Here is a 16,059-nt window from a genome sequence, read left to right as displayed (position 1 = left end):
TATTATTTTTTACCTTTTAAATTTATTTTAACATCAGATAAATCAACAAGATTTTTTTTGTAGTTATTTCTAACAAAGCCTTTGCTAGTAACATCTTTTATAATTTTAAGTAATTGATTTTGATCTTCGGTATTTTCTTCTTCTGGCAAAGATCTATCTGAGCCACCAATAGATGGAGTGTGTGCTAGATCTTCTCTATTTTGATACGAAATAGCAAGTTCTCTAAATATATAATCAAGTATTGAAGAGGCACTCATTATTCTATCATTACCATGAACTTTTCCAGATGGTTCAAATTTAGTATCAACATAAGCACTAATAAACTCATCTAAAGGAACACCATATTGCAGACCAAGTGATATTGCTATTGCAAAATTATTCATCAAAGCTTTTACCAATTCTCCTTCTTTGCTTGTATCTATGAAAATTTCACCAATTTTACCATCTTCATACTCACCAGTATGCAAATAAACTTTATGGTCACCAATGGTAGCTTTTTGAATATAACCTTTTCTTCTATCAGGCATGCTAAATCTTTTACCCACACCTTCGTTAATCTGTTTAACAAAAGCAGTATTATTTTCTTTTGAAACAATTTTGGGTTGGCTTTGTTCAGTTATAATATCTAATTTTTTAGGCTCAATTACTTTATTATTTGGATCTAAGCTTTTTGTTTTTCTCGTATCAAGCTTAACATCTAGAACTTCAAATTTACCATCATCACGCTTTTCAAGGTTTGCTAACTCGGTTTCATTAATATCATCCAGATAATGATTAACTTTAAAGCTACATGTATAATAAGTTTCTACTAAATATTTTGCCATTTTTCCTTTTTTTAATTTTTGTTATGAATCTTAAGATAATTAATTTATATACAAATCCATACTTTAGTCTAATTTATATTATACAATTTAAGATTGAAGAATAGGTAAAATTACATGTTGACATTTTTAAAAAAAATTTTCATTTGGTGGAATCAAGAAACACTGGGAACAAAATTAAAAACAATTTTTTCAGGTAAGTTAGTTGGAAAAGACTCAATCGGTAATAAATATTATCAGAATAAAACTGGAAAAAGATGGATAATTTATAGTGGAGAGATTGATGCCTCAAAAATACCAAGTGAATGGTATTCGTGGATGCACTTTACTAATAATAGAATTGAAAATAATCATGATTTAAAAAAATATAGTTGGCAAAAACCCCATCTGTCGAATCAAACAGGCACAGAAAATGCTTATCACCCAAATAGAAATAATGAACAAATTAAAAAGAAATACACAAGTTGGAAAAATTAATTTTATATTAATTTTATTTAATTTTTTTTTAATAAATATTTCATCATCTGTTAATGCTCAAGAAGACTTAAGTGGTAAGTTTATTGAAATCAAAATTTTAGATAAAGTTAGTTCTAAAACTAACCTTTTAAAATTAAAGATAGGGGAGCAAAAAAAATTTAAAAATCTATTAATTAAAAGCTTAAAATGTAAAAATTCAGAGTTTGATGATAACCCTGAGATAACAGCTTATATTCAAGTGAAAGATCTAACAAGCGAAGACAACAATGAAGTTTTTATATTCAATGGTTGGACTTTTTCATCAAGTCCAGCAATCAACCCATTTGATCATCCTGTTTATGATATGTGGCTTACCAAATGTTATTAAATAACTTTTTCGTTATCTAACCAACCCACATTGAAATCTGAGTCTAAAAATTTTTTGTGGTTAAGTAGAATTTTGTGAAGAGGTATTGTTGTTGTAATTCCTTCAATCACAAACTCATCTAAAGAACGATTCATTCTCTGAATAGCCTCTGTTCTATTTCTTCCATGTGTAATCACTTTGCAAACCAAACTGTCATAGTACGGTGTAACTTTGTAACCTTGAAAAATTGCCCCGTCTACTCTTGTCCTAAAACCTGATGGCTGATGACACATCCCTATAGTTCCAGGAGATGGTTGAAAATTTTTACTAGCATCTTCTGCATTAATTCTGCACTCAATAGCATGTCCTCTTGGATTAATGTCGCTTTGTTTAAGAGCTGTTTCTCCATTGTATGCTATCCAAATTTGCTCTTTAATTATATCAATACCAGTAACCATTTCTGTAACTGGATGCTCCACTTGAATTCTAGTATTCATTTCTAAAAAATAAAATTTTCCATTTTCATAAATAAATTCAACAGTTCCAGCTCCCTCATAACCAATTTTACTGACCATGTTTACAGTTCTTTCAAAAAGATCTTTTCTGATCTGATCTGTTAAAACTGGGCTTGGAGTTTCTTCTATTAACTTTTGATGTCTTCTTTGAACAGAACAGTCTCTTTCATGCAAATGAACAGTTCTATTTTTTCCAGATAATACTTGAACCTCAATGTGTCTTGGATTTTGGAAAAATTTCTCAATATATATCTCATCGTTACCAAAATACTTTTGGGCTTCAGATTTTGCTGTCGAGAATAATGTTTCAAATTCTTCTTCTTTACGAACAATTTTCATTCCTTTTCCACCACCACCAGCAGATGCTTTAATCAAAACTGGAAAACCTATTTTTTTACAAAGTTCTTTAGCTGCTTTTATATCTGTTATACCACCCTCAGAACCCTCAATAACAGGTAGGCCATGCTCTTTAGCAATTTTCTTTGCTTGAATTTTATCTCCCATCATTTCTATAAGCTTTGAAGACGCGCCAATAAACTTAATGTTATTCTCTTCTAATACTCGTGCAAAATTTGCATTTTCAGATAAAAAACCATACCCAGGGTGAACTGCCTCTGCTTTTGTAAGTTCGACAGCAGACATTAACGCTGGAACATTTAAATAACTATTTGATGGTTGATGAGATCCAATACAAACACTTTCATCAGCAAGTCTTACATGCATACTATCTCTATCTACATCTGAGTGAACAGCAACAGTGGCTATTCCCCATTCCTTACATGCACGAATAACCCTAACTGCAATTTCCCCACGGTTTGCAATTAGAATTTTTTTAAACATTATTCAACAATGATAATAGTTTGACCATACTCAACTGGTTGGCCGTCTTCTACACAAATTTCTTTTATAGTTCCATCTACTGTAGAAGGAACATGATTCATAGTTTTCATAGCCTCAACTATCATAACTGTTTCGCCTTTTTTAATTTTTTTACCAACTTCCGCAAACTTCTTAGCTCCAGGTTCTGCTGCAAGATAAGCCGTACCTATAATCGGAGACTTAACTTCAGTTCCGGATGCATCTTTAGATTTGGTTGGGTTAGATATTGGGGTAGGTGAGGCAACACTTACAGCTTGATTTGAGCTAGTTAAGTTTGATTTTGATACTTTGATTTTTGTATCTTTGTCTGTGTATTCAATTTCAGTTAAATTAAATTCATTTAAGTATTCAGTTAATTCCTTAATAATTTTTTTATCTATTTTCATTTCTGTAGCATGTTTTGCATTGCAATTATGGCTAAAATATAACCGTTATCACCTAAACCAAAAATTCCACCATTAGCAATATCACTGATTAAGGATTTATGTCTAAATTCCTCTCTTTTATATATATTTGATATGTGAAGTTCAATGATTGGTTTTTTATAAACATCTAAGGCATCCCTGATAGCAACAGATGTGTGGGTAAAGCCAGCAGCATTAATAATTATGCCATCAAACTTACTCTTAGCTTCTTGTATGGTCGTAACTATTTCACCTTCTATATTTGACTGAAAAAACTCTAAATTAATATTTAATTCTATAGCTTTACTTAAACAATTTGTTTTCAATTTATCAAAAGTTATTGATCCATATTGTGATTGTTCTCTTTCACCTAATAGATTAAGATTAGGACCATTAATAATTATAATATTATTACTCATCAGATTCTTATACATTATGAAAAAAATAAAAAAAATAAAAATTAAGATAAACGGTAAATTTTCGTCAATAAATGAAAATTTAAGCCTCTCAATTTTTCTAAAACAACTTAAAATTCCTCTAAAAAAAGTAGCAATTGAATTGAATCAAGAAATAATAGATAAAAATAAAACTTATAAAATTAAACTAAAAAAAAATGATAAAATAGAGATAGTTCATTTTATTGGAGGTGGATAGAAATGAATAAAGATAAATTAATAATTGCTACGAAAAAATTTACTTCTAGATTAATAGTTGGTACTGGAAAATATAAAAGTATGTCAGAATGTGCAAAAGCTATAAAGTTATCTGGTGCTGAAATAGTAACGGTTGCTGTAAGGAGAGTTAATATTTCAGATAAAAAAAAACCATTATTAATGGATTATATAGATCCAAAAAAAATTACTTACCTACCAAATACAGCTGGGTGTTTTAGCTCTGAAGAAGCCCTCAGAACACTGAGGTTAGCTAGAGAAATTGGTGGTTGGAAATTAGTAAAACTTGAAGTTTTAGGAGATAAAAAAAATCTATTTCCTGATATGATTGAAACTTTAAAATCTACTGAAGTTTTAACTAAAGAAGGATTTAAAGTGATGGTGTATTGCAGTGATGATCCTTTAATGGCAAAAAGATTAGAAAATGTGGGGGCTTGTGCAATTATGCCTCTAGCAGCACCTATAGGTTCTGGTCTTGGAATTCAAAACTCAACAAATATTAAAATTATAAGAAATCAGACAAAACTTCCTGTAATCATTGATGCTGGTTTAGGTCAAGCATCAGATGCAGCAATTGCAATGGAGCTTGGTTGTGATGGAGTTTTGGCCAATACAGCAATCGCAAAAGCTAAAAAACCATTTCAAATGGCAGCAGCTTTTAAAAATGCTGTTATTGCTGGAAGACAATCTTTTTTAGCAGGACGTATAAAAAAATCTATATATGGTAATGCATCTTCACCAACAATTGGAATTATTTAAGCAGCTGGTTTTTTAAAAAATTTCTTTTTAAAAAAAGGTTTTTTCTTAAAAGGCTTTTTTTTATTTGTATTTTCAAAAGATTTAACCTCCTTTTTCTGTTCCTCTAGATTTTTTAGTTTTTCTAGATGCTCTACAGTTTCTATTGTTTTTTTAGTTTTATTTTGGAGATCAATTATATATTCAGGAATAATAAGAGAGTTATCTGCAATTATATCTATTTTGATCAAGTTTTTTTCCTCAAAGTATTTCAAGTCTTCAATGAAGTTTTCCTTCATGAAGTCTGATATTTTTTCACAGATCTTCAGTTCTACAAACTTTGCTTTTGTTAAAACAGCTTTAACCTCTACTAATTTAAGAATTTTCATAGCAAAAGATTCATCCGTAAGAGTAACTTTCCATTTTACAGCACTTTCTCGAAGTCTTTGTCTAGACATCTCCAACAATCCAAAAGTACTAATTCTTCCTATTTGAATTCTTGCTCTATCAGTTCTACATTTCTCTTTAAGTTTTCGTTCAACCAATCTTCTATTTCCAAAGCTTAGCATGTCAATAAAATCAATAATTATTAAACCAGATAAATCTCTGATTTTAATCTGTCTAGATATTTCTTCTGCCGCTTCAAGATTTGTATCTAAAGCAGTACTTTCAACATTTTTTTGTTTTATTGAGCTTCCTGAATTTATATCAATTGAAACTAATGCTTCTGTTGGATTAATCACTAAGTATCCTCCAGATTTTAATTTAATTTCCGAGTCATAAATTTGGTTTAACTTTTCTTCAATATTCTCTTTAAAAAATAAGGGAACTTTTTCTCTATATTTCTTTATTTTTTTAACATGAGATGGCATCATTAATTTCATGAAACTTTGAGCTTTTTTATAACCATCATTACCCTCAATCACTATGCTATTAGTATCATCATCATACATATCTCTTAAAGTTCTTTTTATAATATCACTTTCTTGATGAATTAAAGATGGTGCTATAGAATTTAAAGCAGTTTCTTTAATTCCATTCCAAGTTGTTAATAATGTTTGAAGATCATGATCTATGTCATTTTTTGTTTTGTTCGACCCTGCAGTTCTGACTATAAGACCCATTTCTTTTGGTATACTTATATCATTTAAGATTGTTCTAATTTTTTTTCTCTCACCAGGATTAAAAATTTTTCTCGATATTCCACCACCTTTCGGTGTATTGGGCATTAAAACAATATATTTTCCAGCAATAGAAATAAAAGTACTTAATGCAGCTCCTTTTTGTCCTCTCTCATCTTTTAATACCTGTATCAAGATTACTTGATTAGGCTTTATAACTTCTTGAATTTTGTATCGTTTAGATCTAAATCTTGATGTTGGTTTTTTTATTTCAGGAATCTGTACCTCTTGATTAATATTTTCACCATCAGTTAATTCGTCTACTATAGTTGTTTCATCAGATGAGCTTAATTCTATTTCAGGTTCAGACTTTATCTCAACTGGATCATTAATTTCTAAGTTACCTTCATTAATATTTTTTTGCTCTTCTTTTTCACCTTCTTTTAAAAGCTCTTCTCTCTCTCTTTCTTCTTCCTCTTTTATTTTAGCTAAATCACTTTGAGGGATTTGATAGTAGTCTGACTGAATATCATTAAATGATAAAAAACCATGTCTATCTCTTCCAAAATCAATAAAGGCAGCTTGAAGAGAAGGCTCTACTCGACTAACTTTTCCGAGGTATATATTATTCTTGATTAGGTTATTTTTTAAACCTTCGTATTCGTAGTCTTCAATATTATCACCAGATTTAAGCACGACTCTAGTTTCATTAGGATGCGAAGCATCAATGTATAAATTTTTTTCCATATATTTTTGATTAGTTGTTTCATTTTATTTAAATAATTTTAAATTTTGTTTGAATTCAGAGTGCCTTAACTTTAACAAATTCACATGTATATTATACTAAAATGTACCGAATTCTTAAAAATATATTTATACTAATTATAAGCTTTGGTCTATTAAGTGCATTTTCTGTATTGGCTGTTTTATGGGCTTTTTCTAATAATTTACCAGATTACAAATTTCTTAAAAGTTACAAGCCACCAGTTTCAAGCAAAGTTTATTCGGGTGATGGAGAACTAGTTAATGATTTTTCAACTGAAAAAAGAATTTTTGTTCCCTACAATACAATATCTCAAAAAGTAATCAGATCTTTCTTATCAGCTGAGGATAAAAATTTTTACTCACATCCAGGTGTTGATGCAAAAGGAGTGTTAAGGGCAATAGTTAATAATATCTCAAATATTGCATCATCAAGAAGGTTGGAAGGCGCATCAACTATAACACAGCAGGTCGCAAAAAATTTTTTATTAACTAATGAAGTTAGCTTTAATAGAAAGATAAAAGAAGCAATTTTAGCTTTTAGAATAGAAAGAGCACTTTCGAAAGAAAGAATATTAGAACTGTATTTAAATCAGATTTATCTTGGAGGAGGAGCTTATGGAGTAGCTTCTGCAAGCTTAGAATATTTTGATAAATCTATTAGTGAACTCAATTATGAAGAAGCCGCTTTATTAGCGGCGCTACCAAAGGCACCAAGTAGATATAGCCCTTATAAAAATATAGAATTAGCTAAATTTAGAAGAGATTTGGTTTTAAAAAATTTATTTGAAAATAAATACATAAATAAAACTGAATACGAAAAATTTCTTAATAAAAAAATTATACTAAAAAAAAGAAAAAAAACTTTCACGGAAGACACCAGTTACTATGTTGAGGATATAAGAAAAAATGTTGTAGACCAACTTGGTTTTGATAGAGTTTACAAGCAGGGATTAAATATAAGCACTCCAATAAATCTAGGTTTACAAAAAATTGCTATAAAATCTTTAAGAGAAGGTTTGATTGATTATGATAAAAGAAAAGGATGGCGTGGACCTCTTCTAAGAGGAAAAAAAAAACAAACTGGAAAGGTAATTTAGAAAAATTTGAATTAGAAGGGTCAATTAATTGGAATTTAGCTATAATAAAAAAAGTTGATAAATTTTCTGTGGAAATTGAAACCAAAAATAATCTTAATGGTATTATTAAATATGAAAACATATCTTGGATTAAAAAAGAATTTAATGAAATTTTAAAAGTCGGAGATGTAATTTATGTAGAAAATTTAAATAATAATATATTTTCTCTAAGACAATTACCGTTAGCAAACGGAGGTATAGTTGTAATGGACCCTTTTACAGGTAGAGTCTTGGCATTAAGTGGAGGTTTTAGCTTTAAAAAAAGTGAGTTTAACAGAGCTACTCAAGCACTAAGGCAGCCGGGCTCAGCATTTAAACCATTTATTTACGCGTTAGCTTTAGAAAATGGTTACACACCATCTACTTTAATTTTAGATGCTCCATTAGTTTTAGAGCAAGGATATGATTTAAAAATGTGGAAACCTGAAAATTATGGAAAAAAATTTTATGGGCCATCCACATTAAGAATGGGATTGGAAAAATCTAGAAATCTAATGACAGTTAGAATTGCACAAGATCTTGGTTTAAAGAAAATAGTTAATTTTTCAAAACAGCTAGGTATTTATGATAACCCTAGTGAGCTTTTATCAATTTCTTTGGGTTCGGCTGAAACAACACTGTTAAAACTTACATCAGCCTATTCTTCATTTGTTAATGGTGGAAAATTAATAAAACCAATTATGATTGATAGAATTCAAGATAGTGAAGGGAATACAATTTTTAACAATGAAAAAAGAAAGTGTGTAAACTGCGATCAAATATCTTTTTTAAGTGAAAATTATCCTGAAATAGAGGATGAATTTCTTCAAATATTTTCCCCCCAGACAGCTTATCAGATGACCTCAATACTAGAAGGCACCGTTCAAAATGGAACAGGAAAAAAATTAAAAGATCTTAATTTAGATTTAGCTGGTAAAACAGGTACAACAAATGGCAATACTGACACTTGGTTTATTGGCTTTACCTCAAAGCTTGCAATTGGTGTATATGTTGGGTCAGATAATCCTAAATCATTAGGTAAGTATGAAACGGGTGCAAAAACTGCGTTACCAATATTTAAAAGTTTTGTAAAAAATGCAGTAAAAAAAGAAGACGCAAGGCCATTTAAAGTGGCAGATAATATTTTAATGAAAGTTATAGATCCATTAAGTGGTGAGAAAGCTTTATCAGACAGTAAATTTACTATAATTGAAGCTTATAAAAACACTAAAATGAATAATGTTTTAAACAAAGATATTAATAATAGATTAAAAAATGATAATATATTAAGGTTCTATTAATGGAAAATGAGTATTTAAATCATAGATCTGAAATAACAAAAATTAATCAAAGAGTTAAGGAGTATCTTTGAAAAAAATAATATTTATTCAAAATTAGAAGAAAATAATAAAAAAATGCTAGAGAGTAGTTTCTGGCAAGATAAATCAAATTCACAGAAAGTAATTAAAGAAAAAAAATTATATGAGGATTTAATAAACTCATATGATAATTCTGTAAAGTCGTTAATAGATCTTCATGAGCTAAATGAATTAGCTTTAGAAGAAAAAAATCAAATAATCATTTCTGATGTTTTAGAGAATATTAAAGATTTAAAAAAATTAGCTAAAAAAAATGAAACAAAATGCTTTTTATCAAATGAAACTGACAGTTTTGATAGTTACATAGAAATTCATGCTGGAGCTGGTGGCACTGAAAGTCAAGACTGGGCTGAAATGTTAAGAAGAATGTATTTAAAATGGTCTATTATTAAAGGTTTTAAATCTCAGTTAATAAGTGAACACAAAGGTGATGAAGCAGGCATAAAATCATCAACAATAAAAATAGAAGGAGATTACGTTTTTGGATGGTTAAAAGCAGAGTCAGGTATTCATAGATTGGTGCGAATTTCTCCATTTGATTCTGGAGCAAGGCGACATACAAGTTTTGCTAGTGTTTGGATTTATCCAGTAGTAGATGAAAATATAGATATTGAGATTATAGAAAAAGATTTAAGGATTGATACGTACAGATCTAGTGGGGCAGGTGGACAACATGTTAATACAACTGATAGTGCCGTGAGAATTACACACATACCATCTAAAATAGTTGTTCAATGTCAAAATGAAAGGTCACAACATAAAAACAAAGATACGTGTATGAATATGCTTAGAGCAAGGCTTTATGATTTTGAAATGAAAAAAAGAGAGAAAGAAAGTCAAACAGTAGAGTCTTCAAAATCAGAAATAGGTTGGGGACACCAAATAAGATCTTATGTTCTTCATCCATATAGAATGGTTAAAGATAATCGAACTAGTTTTGAAAGTTCAAATCCTGATAAAATATTAGATGGAGAAATAGACGACTTTTTAGAAAGTTCATTGTATAAAATAAAATGATTAAGAAGATATCTAAAATTATATTAATAGTACTTGCAATTTTAGTGTTAGCAATTTTTTTTTTAAGCATTTTTGGTTTAAAAACAGATAAATTTAACAATCAAATTACCAATAATGTTTTAAAGATAAATAAAAAAATTAACCTAACCATAATAGGTGATGTAAAGTATTTATTAAACCCTTACAATTTTACTATAGATATAAAAACTAAAAATCCGCAAATATCAATAGAAAAAAGAAGTTTTGAAATAAAAGATATTCAAACGAGTGTAAATTTAAAATCTATAATTGATAATCAATTTTCAATTAATTCTCTTAAATTTAGAACAAAAGAAATTAAACTTAATGACATAATTGAGTTAGGTAGAATGTTGCAAAATTCTCCAGAACTTTTTGTCTTAAGCACAATTATTAGAGATGGATTGGTAACTGCAGATGTCAGTTTTAACTTTAATAAAAAAGGAAAAATTAAAAAAAACTATAAAATTGAAGGTTCAGTTAGGAAGGCAAATCTAAATATTCTTAATCAGATTAAATTTCAAAATTTAAATTTTAACTTTAATATAGATAAAAATATTTACTCATTAAAAAAAATAAACTCTAAAATTAATAATATCAATATAACGTCTCCCTTAATTGAGATTAAACAAAAGAAAAATTCATTTTTTGTTAATGGTCAATTTTTAAATGACAAAAAAAACTTTGATATCGAAGAGCTTAAGTTAATCTTTTCTAATTTACCTTACAGCACAGACATAAAAAAAATTGAATTTAGTTCGAAGAGCAAATTTTCTTTTAATATTAATAAAAAATTTAAATTTGATAATCTTAAAGTTGAATCCATTATCGATTTAGAGAAACTAATTTTTAATAAAAAAAACTCAAATTTAAAAACATATTTGCCAAGCTTTATTGAAGAGATAAAATTAGAAGAGCATAATATTGCTATTAATTATAATAAAGATAAATTTGATATAAAGGGTAAGGGTAATATTGTACTAGATAATAAAACTGATAAAATATCATACCGTGTAATAAAAGATAAAGATAATATTTCATTTGATTCAAAAATAGATTTAAATAATAATTCATTAATAATAAATTTCTTGGACTATGAAAAAAAAGAAAATTTAAAATCTTTAATTTTAGTTAAAGGCAACTATAAAAAAGATGATTATTTAAATTTTAGTTTAATTAATCTAAAAGAGAATAATAATGAAATTTTAATTAAAAATTTAGATTTAAATAAAGATTTTGAAATTATAAATATTGAAAATTTTGATATTGATTATGAAAATAATAAAAAGATTTTAAATAAATTTAAATTAAAAAAAGTTAATTCAAACTTTATAATTAAGGGAGATAGTTTTGATGCTTCAAAAATAATCAATACTATTATGGATAGTGATGATGAAAGCCCATCTATCTTCAAGGCTCTAAATACAAAGATTAATATTAAAATTAAAAAAACTTATATTGATGAGGTAAATTATATAAATAATCTTTATGGAAATATAAATTTTATTAATAATAAAATATATGATTTAAAATTAGAGTCTACTTTTCCAAATGAAAAAAAAATTAATTTTTCTATAAAAACTAATAATAACTCAGAAACTGTAACTAAGTTATTTACAGCTTACCCAAAACCTTTAGTTAAAAGATATGATTTTATTAAAGGATTTGAAGAAGGAAATTTAGATTTTTATTCCATTAAAAAAAAAGGAGTCTCTAATTCAGTTCTTGTTATTGATAACTTTAAAGTTAAAGAAGTACCTATCTTTGCTAAGCTTTTGAGTCTAGCTTCTTTGCAGGGAATGGCTGACTTATTAACTGGTGAAGGTTTAAGATTTACTGATTTTGAAATGAATTTTTCAAACAAAAAAGGTCTTACAACAATCGAAGAAATGTATGCAATCGGTCCTGCTGTTTCTATTTTAATGAATGGATATATTGAAAGTAAAAAATTAGTAAGCTTAAGAGGTACATTAGTACCAGCCACAACAATAAACAGATCTATAGCATCCATACCCTTGTTAGGAAAAATTTTAATTGGTGATAAGACTGGTGAGGGTATTTTTGGTGTTAGTTTCAAGATTAAAGGTCGGCCAAAAGACTTAAAAACTTCTGTAAACCCGATCAAAACTTTAACCCCAAGGTTTATAACTAGAACTTTAGAAAAGATTAAAAAGAACTAATTTAATTTAACTTTAATGTGTCTTTTTTTACCCAAAGAAAGTTTAATCAAATCATCTATAAATAAATCTTTAGTAACTATTAATTTTTCATTACCAATAATTTGATTGTTAATTTTAACTCCATTTCCTTTAATTAATCTTCTTATCTCACTTTTTGAATTTTCTAATTTAGATAAAATTATTAAATCAATAATATTTATTTTAGCTTTAAGTTCTTTTTCATTTATTGAGATAGAAGGTAGATTATCTCCCACAGAATTGTCAGTGAAAGTTTGTTTAGCAGTTTCTTCACTATTTTTTGCATTTTGTTCACCATGCAACATTTCAGTTGCTTTATTTGCCAACAAAATTTTTAATTCATTAATATTATTATTTTTAATTTTTTCAATTTCATCAACATTTAAATCTGTAAAAATTTTAAGAAATTTTAAAACATCTCGGTCATCTATATTTCTCCAAAATTGCCAATAATCATAAGAGGAAAGAAATTTTTCATCCAACCAAACAGCACCCGATTCTGTTTTGCCCATTTTGGCACCAGATGCTAAAGTTATAAGTGGTGTTGTTAAACCATAAGCCTGTTTGTTTGAATGTCGTTTTATTAAGTCTACGCCATTTACAATATTACCCCATTGATCAGATCCACCTATTTGCAAAACACAATTTTCTTTTTTATTTAATTCTAAAAAATCATAAGCTTGAAGAATCATATAATTAAATTCCATATAACTTAATGACTGTTCTCTTTCCAATCTAGTTTTTACACTATCAAAGCTTAACATTTTATTAATTGTAAAATGCTTCCCAATGTCCCTTAAAAAAGAAATATAATTTAAACTTTTTAGCCAAGTAAAATTGTTTACAAATATTGGCTTAGTTTTTGAGTCCGTGTCATCTAAAAATGTTTTTAGTATTTTCTCAATATTGTTAATATTTTTTTCGATTTCATCCTCAGATAAAATTGTTCTAGTTCTGTCTTTTCCCGATGGATCTCCAATTCTAGTTGTTCCACCACCTAGCAACACAATTGGACGATGACCATGTTTTTGTAGTAATCTTAAACACATAATTTGTAGAAGACTGCCAACATGAAGGCTTTCTGCCGTACAATCAAATCCGATATACGCATTAATTTTTTGTTTATCCATCAACTTGGATAAATTTTCTTCTCCTGTGCACTGGTAGAAGAAACCTCTTTCTTTAAATTCTGTTAAAAATTTATTCATAAATATGTTAACTACAATATACAATATTTATAAAAAAAAAATAAGAATGGAAAAATTTTATACATCTTTGGGGTTAATGAGTGGTACTTCAATGGATGGAATTGATGCATCCATCATTAAATCAAATGGTGAAGATAAATACGAAACAGTTTTTGACCAATATTTTAAATATGATGAGAATATATATAGAGAACTGGTTAATATCAGGAATAAAATTAACTCTTCTAGAGATTTAGAGATTAATTCAACTATATTAAGTGAACTTGAGAGAAAAATTACATTATTTCACGCTGTTATTTGTAAAAAAATTATAAGTGATTACTCCTCTGATATAGATTTAATTGGATTTCATGGACAAACCATATTTCATAGTGCTAATGAGAAAACTTCAAAACAACTTGGTGATGCTAATTTACTATCATCGCTTTTAAAGAAAAAAGTTATCTATAATTTTAGAGAAAATGACATACTTAATGGTGGTCAAGGTGCACCTTTAGCACCTATTTTTCACCAAATACTAGTAAACAAAAATCAAATTAGATTACCCATATGCATATTAAATATTGGCGGCATAGCAAACATAACAATAGTTTCTTCTAAAAATTCTAATGATTTAAAAAGTTATGACATTGGACCGGGTAATTGTTTATTAGATGAATGGACAAGAATAAATAGTGAAAAAAGATTCGATAAAAACGGTGAATTAGCTAAAGCAGGAAAAACAAATGAAGTTATTTTAAATCAAGCAATTGAAAATTTTGATAATATAAAAAGTAACAACAACCTTTCATTTGATGTGAAAGATTTTGATTTAAGTTTTGTGAGAGGATTATCAATGGAAGATGGACTATCAACTTTAACTGATTTTACAGCTTCTATCATTTATAAATCAATTATTAATTCTATTAATTTAAGTAAAGATAGAGGGCTAAACATACTTATTTGTGGAGGAGGTAGAAAAAACCTGTCTTTATTAGGTAGTATTAAAAAAAAACTTCCATCTAGCATAAACCTTTCGCTAATAGATGATTATAAAATTAATGGTGATTTTGTGGAATCACAAGCTTTCGCATATCTTGCAATAAGATCTTATTTAAATAAAAAAATATCTTTTCCTAAAACGACTAATGTTAAAAATTCATGCACAGGTGGAGTTTTAGTTCAAAATTATTAAAATAAAGCAGATTCTTTTTTAATATATTTGTCCAAACTTTTTACTAACACATCTTCTGTTTTAGTAAAAAAATGATTAGCATCATTTACTGCTTGAAAATCTACCTTAATTCCTTTTTGAGCACTTAATCTTTTATCAAGATCAGCAATATGCTCTTGTGGCACTAGCTCATCTTTTTTTCCATAAATCATTAAGCCTGACGTGGGGCATGGTGATAAAAAAGAAAAATCATACACATTTGGCTGAGGTGATATAGCGATAAATCTATTTATCTCAGGTCTTCTCATAAGTAATTGCATAGCTATTAGAGACCCAAAAGAAAATCCTGAAACCCAGCACTGTGAGTTATCAAAATTTTCTCTTTCTAACCAATCTAATGCAGCTGCAGCATCTGCCAATTCACCTTGACCATTATCAAACTCGCCATCACTTTTTCCAACACCTCTAAAGTTTACTCTACAAACTGAAAATTCATTTTCCATAAAGGTATGAAATGTATCTACTACAACTTTATTATTCATTGTTCCTCCATATTGAGGATGAGGTTGTAATACTAACGCTATTGGTGATGTAATTTTATTGCTCTTATAATATTTAGCTTCCATTCTTCCGGCAGGGCCAGGTATAAAAACTTCTACAATTTTGTTATCCATAAATGATATTGATTATTATTCTCAAAAAAAAATACACTTATCACAACTAAGCGACAATATGTTAACTTTTTTATGAAATGTATACTTGACTAATTTAGTCAGGTTTGTATAAAAAGCCTTCTTAAATAAGGGTAAAATGAAATTAACATCAAAAGGTAGATATGCAGTAATGGCATTAGCTGATCTCGCTAAGTTTAATAGTGTTAATCCAGTATCTTTAAGAGATATATCGTTAAGACAGGGAATTTCCTTGGACTTTTTAGAACAAATTTTTTCTAAATTAAAAAAATACAATATTGTGAAAAGCATTAGAGGAACTAATGGTGGCTATATCTTAAACAAAGAACCAGAAGAAATTAAATTAGCAAATATACTTAGTGCTGTAGATGAAGAAGTTAAAACTGTTCAATGTAAAAAAGAGTCTAAAAAAGGATGTAACAGCAAGACAACAAAGTGTATTACTCATAATTTGTGGGATGAACTTGAGCTTCATATCAATAATTTTTTTGAACAAAAAAATTTAAAAGATCTTATAAGCAACTCATCAGAAAGTAGAAATTAAA

17 protein-coding genes are annotated in these 16,059 nt (G+C 27.9%); 10 read left to right on the top strand and 7 right to left on the bottom strand.

What is annotated here, in order from left to right; translation table 11 throughout:
• Positions 1–2 precede the first annotated feature (2 nt).
• Positions 3–824, bottom strand: coding sequence for a TSCPD domain-containing protein (locus tag AC5YGA_RS04375; RefSeq protein ID WP_415307911.1), 822 nt, complete (start codon positions 822–824; stop codon positions 3–5).
• 114 nt (positions 825–938) lie between these two features.
• Here AC5YGA_RS04375 and AC5YGA_RS04370 point away from each other — a divergent pair, with 114 nt between their 5' ends.
• Positions 939–1,298 (top strand): NADH-ubiquinone oxidoreductase subunit NDUFA12 family protein, encoded by a 360-nt coding sequence (locus tag AC5YGA_RS04370; protein ID WP_415307910.1) that lies wholly within the window; start codon positions 939–941, stop codon positions 1,296–1,298.
• Positions 1,258–1,665: a DUF2155 domain-containing protein gene (locus AC5YGA_RS04365; protein ID WP_415307909.1), complete on the top strand. Its 408-nt coding sequence runs from the start codon at positions 1,258–1,260 to the stop codon at positions 1,663–1,665. The genes AC5YGA_RS04370 and AC5YGA_RS04365 overlap by 41 nt, the downstream gene beginning before the upstream one ends.
• On the opposite strand, the gene accC is transcribed toward AC5YGA_RS04365, so the two are convergent.
• Genes accC through aroQ form a run of 3 tightly spaced genes read right to left on the bottom strand, consistent with a single transcriptional unit; the run spans position 1,662 to position 3,861 of the window.
• Positions 1,662–2,999, bottom strand: a complete 1,338-nt coding sequence (accC, locus tag AC5YGA_RS04360) for an acetyl-CoA carboxylase biotin carboxylase subunit (protein ID WP_415307908.1) — start codon at positions 2,997–2,999, stop codon at positions 1,662–1,664. The two genes, AC5YGA_RS04365 and accC, sit on opposite strands and share 4 nt — an antisense overlap.
• Positions 2,999–3,424, bottom strand: coding sequence for an acetyl-CoA carboxylase biotin carboxyl carrier protein (locus tag AC5YGA_RS04355; RefSeq protein ID WP_415307907.1), 426 nt, complete (start codon positions 3,422–3,424; stop codon positions 2,999–3,001). Before AC5YGA_RS04355 ends, accC begins: the two co-directional genes overlap by 1 nt.
• Positions 3,421–3,861 carry a type II 3-dehydroquinate dehydratase gene (gene aroQ, locus AC5YGA_RS04350; RefSeq protein ID WP_415307906.1) on the bottom strand — a complete coding sequence of 147 codons (441 nt, stop codon included), beginning with the start codon at positions 3,859–3,861 and terminating at the stop codon, positions 3,421–3,423. Before aroQ ends, AC5YGA_RS04355 begins: the two co-directional genes overlap by 4 nt.
• Positions 3,862–3,877: 16 nt before the next feature.
• On the opposite strand from aroQ, the gene thiS reads away from it, so the two are divergent.
• Together thiS and AC5YGA_RS04340 are read left to right on the top strand one after the other, a co-directional pair.
• The gene (gene thiS / locus AC5YGA_RS04345; RefSeq protein ID WP_415307905.1) at positions 3,878–4,096 is read left to right on the top strand and encodes a sulfur carrier protein ThiS; all 219 of its coding nucleotides are present in this window, start codon (positions 3,878–3,880) and stop codon (positions 4,094–4,096) included.
• Positions 4,097–4,098: 2 nt separating this feature from the next.
• Positions 4,099–4,872 (top strand): thiazole synthase, encoded by a 774-nt coding sequence (locus AC5YGA_RS04340; protein ID WP_415307904.1) that lies wholly within the window; start codon positions 4,099–4,101, stop codon positions 4,870–4,872.
• On the opposite strand, the gene AC5YGA_RS04335 is transcribed toward AC5YGA_RS04340, so the two are convergent.
• Positions 4,869–6,716 carry an Rne/Rng family ribonuclease gene (locus AC5YGA_RS04335; protein ID WP_496169972.1) on the bottom strand — a complete coding sequence of 616 codons (1,848 nt, stop codon included), beginning with the start codon at positions 6,714–6,716 and terminating at the stop codon, positions 4,869–4,871. The genes AC5YGA_RS04340 and AC5YGA_RS04335 overlap by 4 nt on opposite strands.
• A gap of 101 nt (positions 6,717–6,817) precedes the next feature.
• Here AC5YGA_RS04335 and AC5YGA_RS04330 point away from each other — a divergent pair, with 101 nt between their 5' ends.
• The 4 genes from AC5YGA_RS04330 to AC5YGA_RS04315 all read left to right on the top strand — a co-directional run bounded on the left by AC5YGA_RS04330 (position 6,818) and on the right by AC5YGA_RS04315 (position 12,443).
• Complete coding sequence (locus AC5YGA_RS04330; RefSeq protein WP_496169971.1) at positions 6,818–7,831, top strand: transglycosylase domain-containing protein; 1,014 nt, start codon at positions 6,818–6,820, stop codon at positions 7,829–7,831.
• Positions 7,777–9,150, top strand: coding sequence for a penicillin-binding transpeptidase domain-containing protein (locus AC5YGA_RS04325; protein ID WP_496169970.1), 1,374 nt, complete (start codon positions 7,777–7,779; stop codon positions 9,148–9,150). The genes AC5YGA_RS04330 and AC5YGA_RS04325 overlap by 55 nt, the downstream gene beginning before the upstream one ends.
• Positions 9,150–10,245 (top strand): peptide chain release factor 2 gene (prfB, locus tag AC5YGA_RS04320; protein WP_415307901.1). Its coding sequence is split into 2 segments (ribosomal slippage): positions 9,150–9,194 and positions 9,196–10,245, totalling 1,095 coding nucleotides; the frame shifts between segments, so codons are not numbered across the junction. The genes AC5YGA_RS04325 and prfB overlap by 1 nt, the downstream gene beginning before the upstream one ends.
• A complete protein-coding gene (locus AC5YGA_RS04315; RefSeq protein ID WP_415307900.1) occupies positions 10,242–12,443 on the top strand; it encodes a hypothetical protein in 2,202 nt (733 codons plus the stop codon). The genes prfB and AC5YGA_RS04315 overlap by 4 nt, the downstream gene beginning before the upstream one ends.
• On the opposite strand, the gene tyrS is transcribed toward AC5YGA_RS04315, so the two are convergent.
• Complete coding sequence (gene tyrS / locus AC5YGA_RS04310; RefSeq protein WP_415307899.1) at positions 12,440–13,669, bottom strand: tyrosine--tRNA ligase; 1,230 nt, start codon at positions 13,667–13,669, stop codon at positions 12,440–12,442. The genes AC5YGA_RS04315 and tyrS overlap by 4 nt on opposite strands.
• A gap of 46 nt (positions 13,670–13,715) precedes the next feature.
• Here tyrS and AC5YGA_RS04305 point away from each other — a divergent pair, with 46 nt between their 5' ends.
• Positions 13,716–14,843 (top strand): anhydro-N-acetylmuramic acid kinase, encoded by a 1,128-nt coding sequence (locus tag AC5YGA_RS04305; protein ID WP_415307898.1) that lies wholly within the window; start codon positions 13,716–13,718, stop codon positions 14,841–14,843.
• Here the strand turns inward: AC5YGA_RS04305 and AC5YGA_RS04300 are convergent.
• Positions 14,840–15,484 (bottom strand): alpha/beta hydrolase, encoded by a 645-nt coding sequence (locus AC5YGA_RS04300; RefSeq protein ID WP_415309365.1) that lies wholly within the window; start codon positions 15,482–15,484, stop codon positions 14,840–14,842. The genes AC5YGA_RS04305 and AC5YGA_RS04300 overlap by 4 nt on opposite strands.
• 148 nt (positions 15,485–15,632) lie before the next feature.
• Here AC5YGA_RS04300 and AC5YGA_RS04295 point away from each other — a divergent pair, with 148 nt between their 5' ends.
• Positions 15,633–16,058 carry an RrF2 family transcriptional regulator gene (locus tag AC5YGA_RS04295; protein WP_415307897.1) on the top strand — a complete coding sequence of 142 codons (426 nt, stop codon included), beginning with the start codon at positions 15,633–15,635 and terminating at the stop codon, positions 16,056–16,058.
• Position 16,059 lies beyond the last annotated feature (1 nt).

Source organism: Candidatus Pelagibacter sp. uisw_091 (genome assembly GCF_059512525.1).
The sequence above is the reverse complement of the archived record's forward strand: the minus strand, read 5'-3'. Positions and strand labels throughout refer to the sequence as shown.

What these genes read in the sequence shown, in the direction of transcription:
- AC5YGA_RS04375 (WP_415307911.1), bottom strand. Translation starts at nt 824, where the DNA reads ATGGCAAAATATTTAGTAGAAACTTATTATACATGTAGCTTTAAAGTT.
- AC5YGA_RS04370 (WP_415307910.1), top strand. Translation starts at nt 939, where the DNA reads ATGTTGACATTTTTAAAAAAAATTTTCATTTGGTGGAATCAAGAAACA.
- AC5YGA_RS04365 (WP_415307909.1), top strand. Translation starts at nt 1,258, where the DNA reads ATGAACAAATTAAAAAGAAATACACAAGTTGGAAAAATTAATTTTATA.
- accC (WP_415307908.1), bottom strand. Translation starts at nt 2,999, where the DNA reads ATGTTTAAAAAAATTCTAATTGCAAACCGTGGGGAAATTGCAGTTAGG.
- AC5YGA_RS04355 (WP_415307907.1), bottom strand. Translation starts at nt 3,424, where the DNA reads ATGAAAATAGATAAAAAAATTATTAAGGAATTAACTGAATACTTAAAT.
- aroQ (WP_415307906.1), bottom strand. Translation starts at nt 3,861, where the DNA reads ATGAGTAATAATATTATAATTATTAATGGTCCTAATCTTAATCTATTA.
- thiS (WP_415307905.1), top strand. Translation starts at nt 3,878, where the DNA reads ATGAAAAAAATAAAAAAAATAAAAATTAAGATAAACGGTAAATTTTCG.
- AC5YGA_RS04340 (WP_415307904.1), top strand. Translation starts at nt 4,099, where the DNA reads ATGAATAAAGATAAATTAATAATTGCTACGAAAAAATTTACTTCTAGA.
- AC5YGA_RS04335 (WP_496169972.1), bottom strand. Translation starts at nt 6,716, where the DNA reads ATGGAAAAAAATTTATACATTGATGCTTCGCATCCTAATGAAACTAGA.
- AC5YGA_RS04330 (WP_496169971.1), top strand. Translation starts at nt 6,818, where the DNA reads ATGTACCGAATTCTTAAAAATATATTTATACTAATTATAAGCTTTGGT.
- AC5YGA_RS04325 (WP_496169970.1), top strand. Translation starts at nt 7,777, where the DNA reads ATGGCGTGGACCTCTTCTAAGAGGAAAAAAAAAACAAACTGGAAAGGT.
- AC5YGA_RS04315 (WP_415307900.1), top strand. Translation starts at nt 10,242, where the DNA reads ATGATTAAGAAGATATCTAAAATTATATTAATAGTACTTGCAATTTTA.
- tyrS (WP_415307899.1), bottom strand. Translation starts at nt 13,669, where the DNA reads ATGAATAAATTTTTAACAGAATTTAAAGAAAGAGGTTTCTTCTACCAG.
- AC5YGA_RS04305 (WP_415307898.1), top strand. Translation starts at nt 13,716, where the DNA reads ATGGAAAAATTTTATACATCTTTGGGGTTAATGAGTGGTACTTCAATG.
- AC5YGA_RS04295 (WP_415307897.1), top strand. Translation starts at nt 15,633, where the DNA reads ATGAAATTAACATCAAAAGGTAGATATGCAGTAATGGCATTAGCTGAT.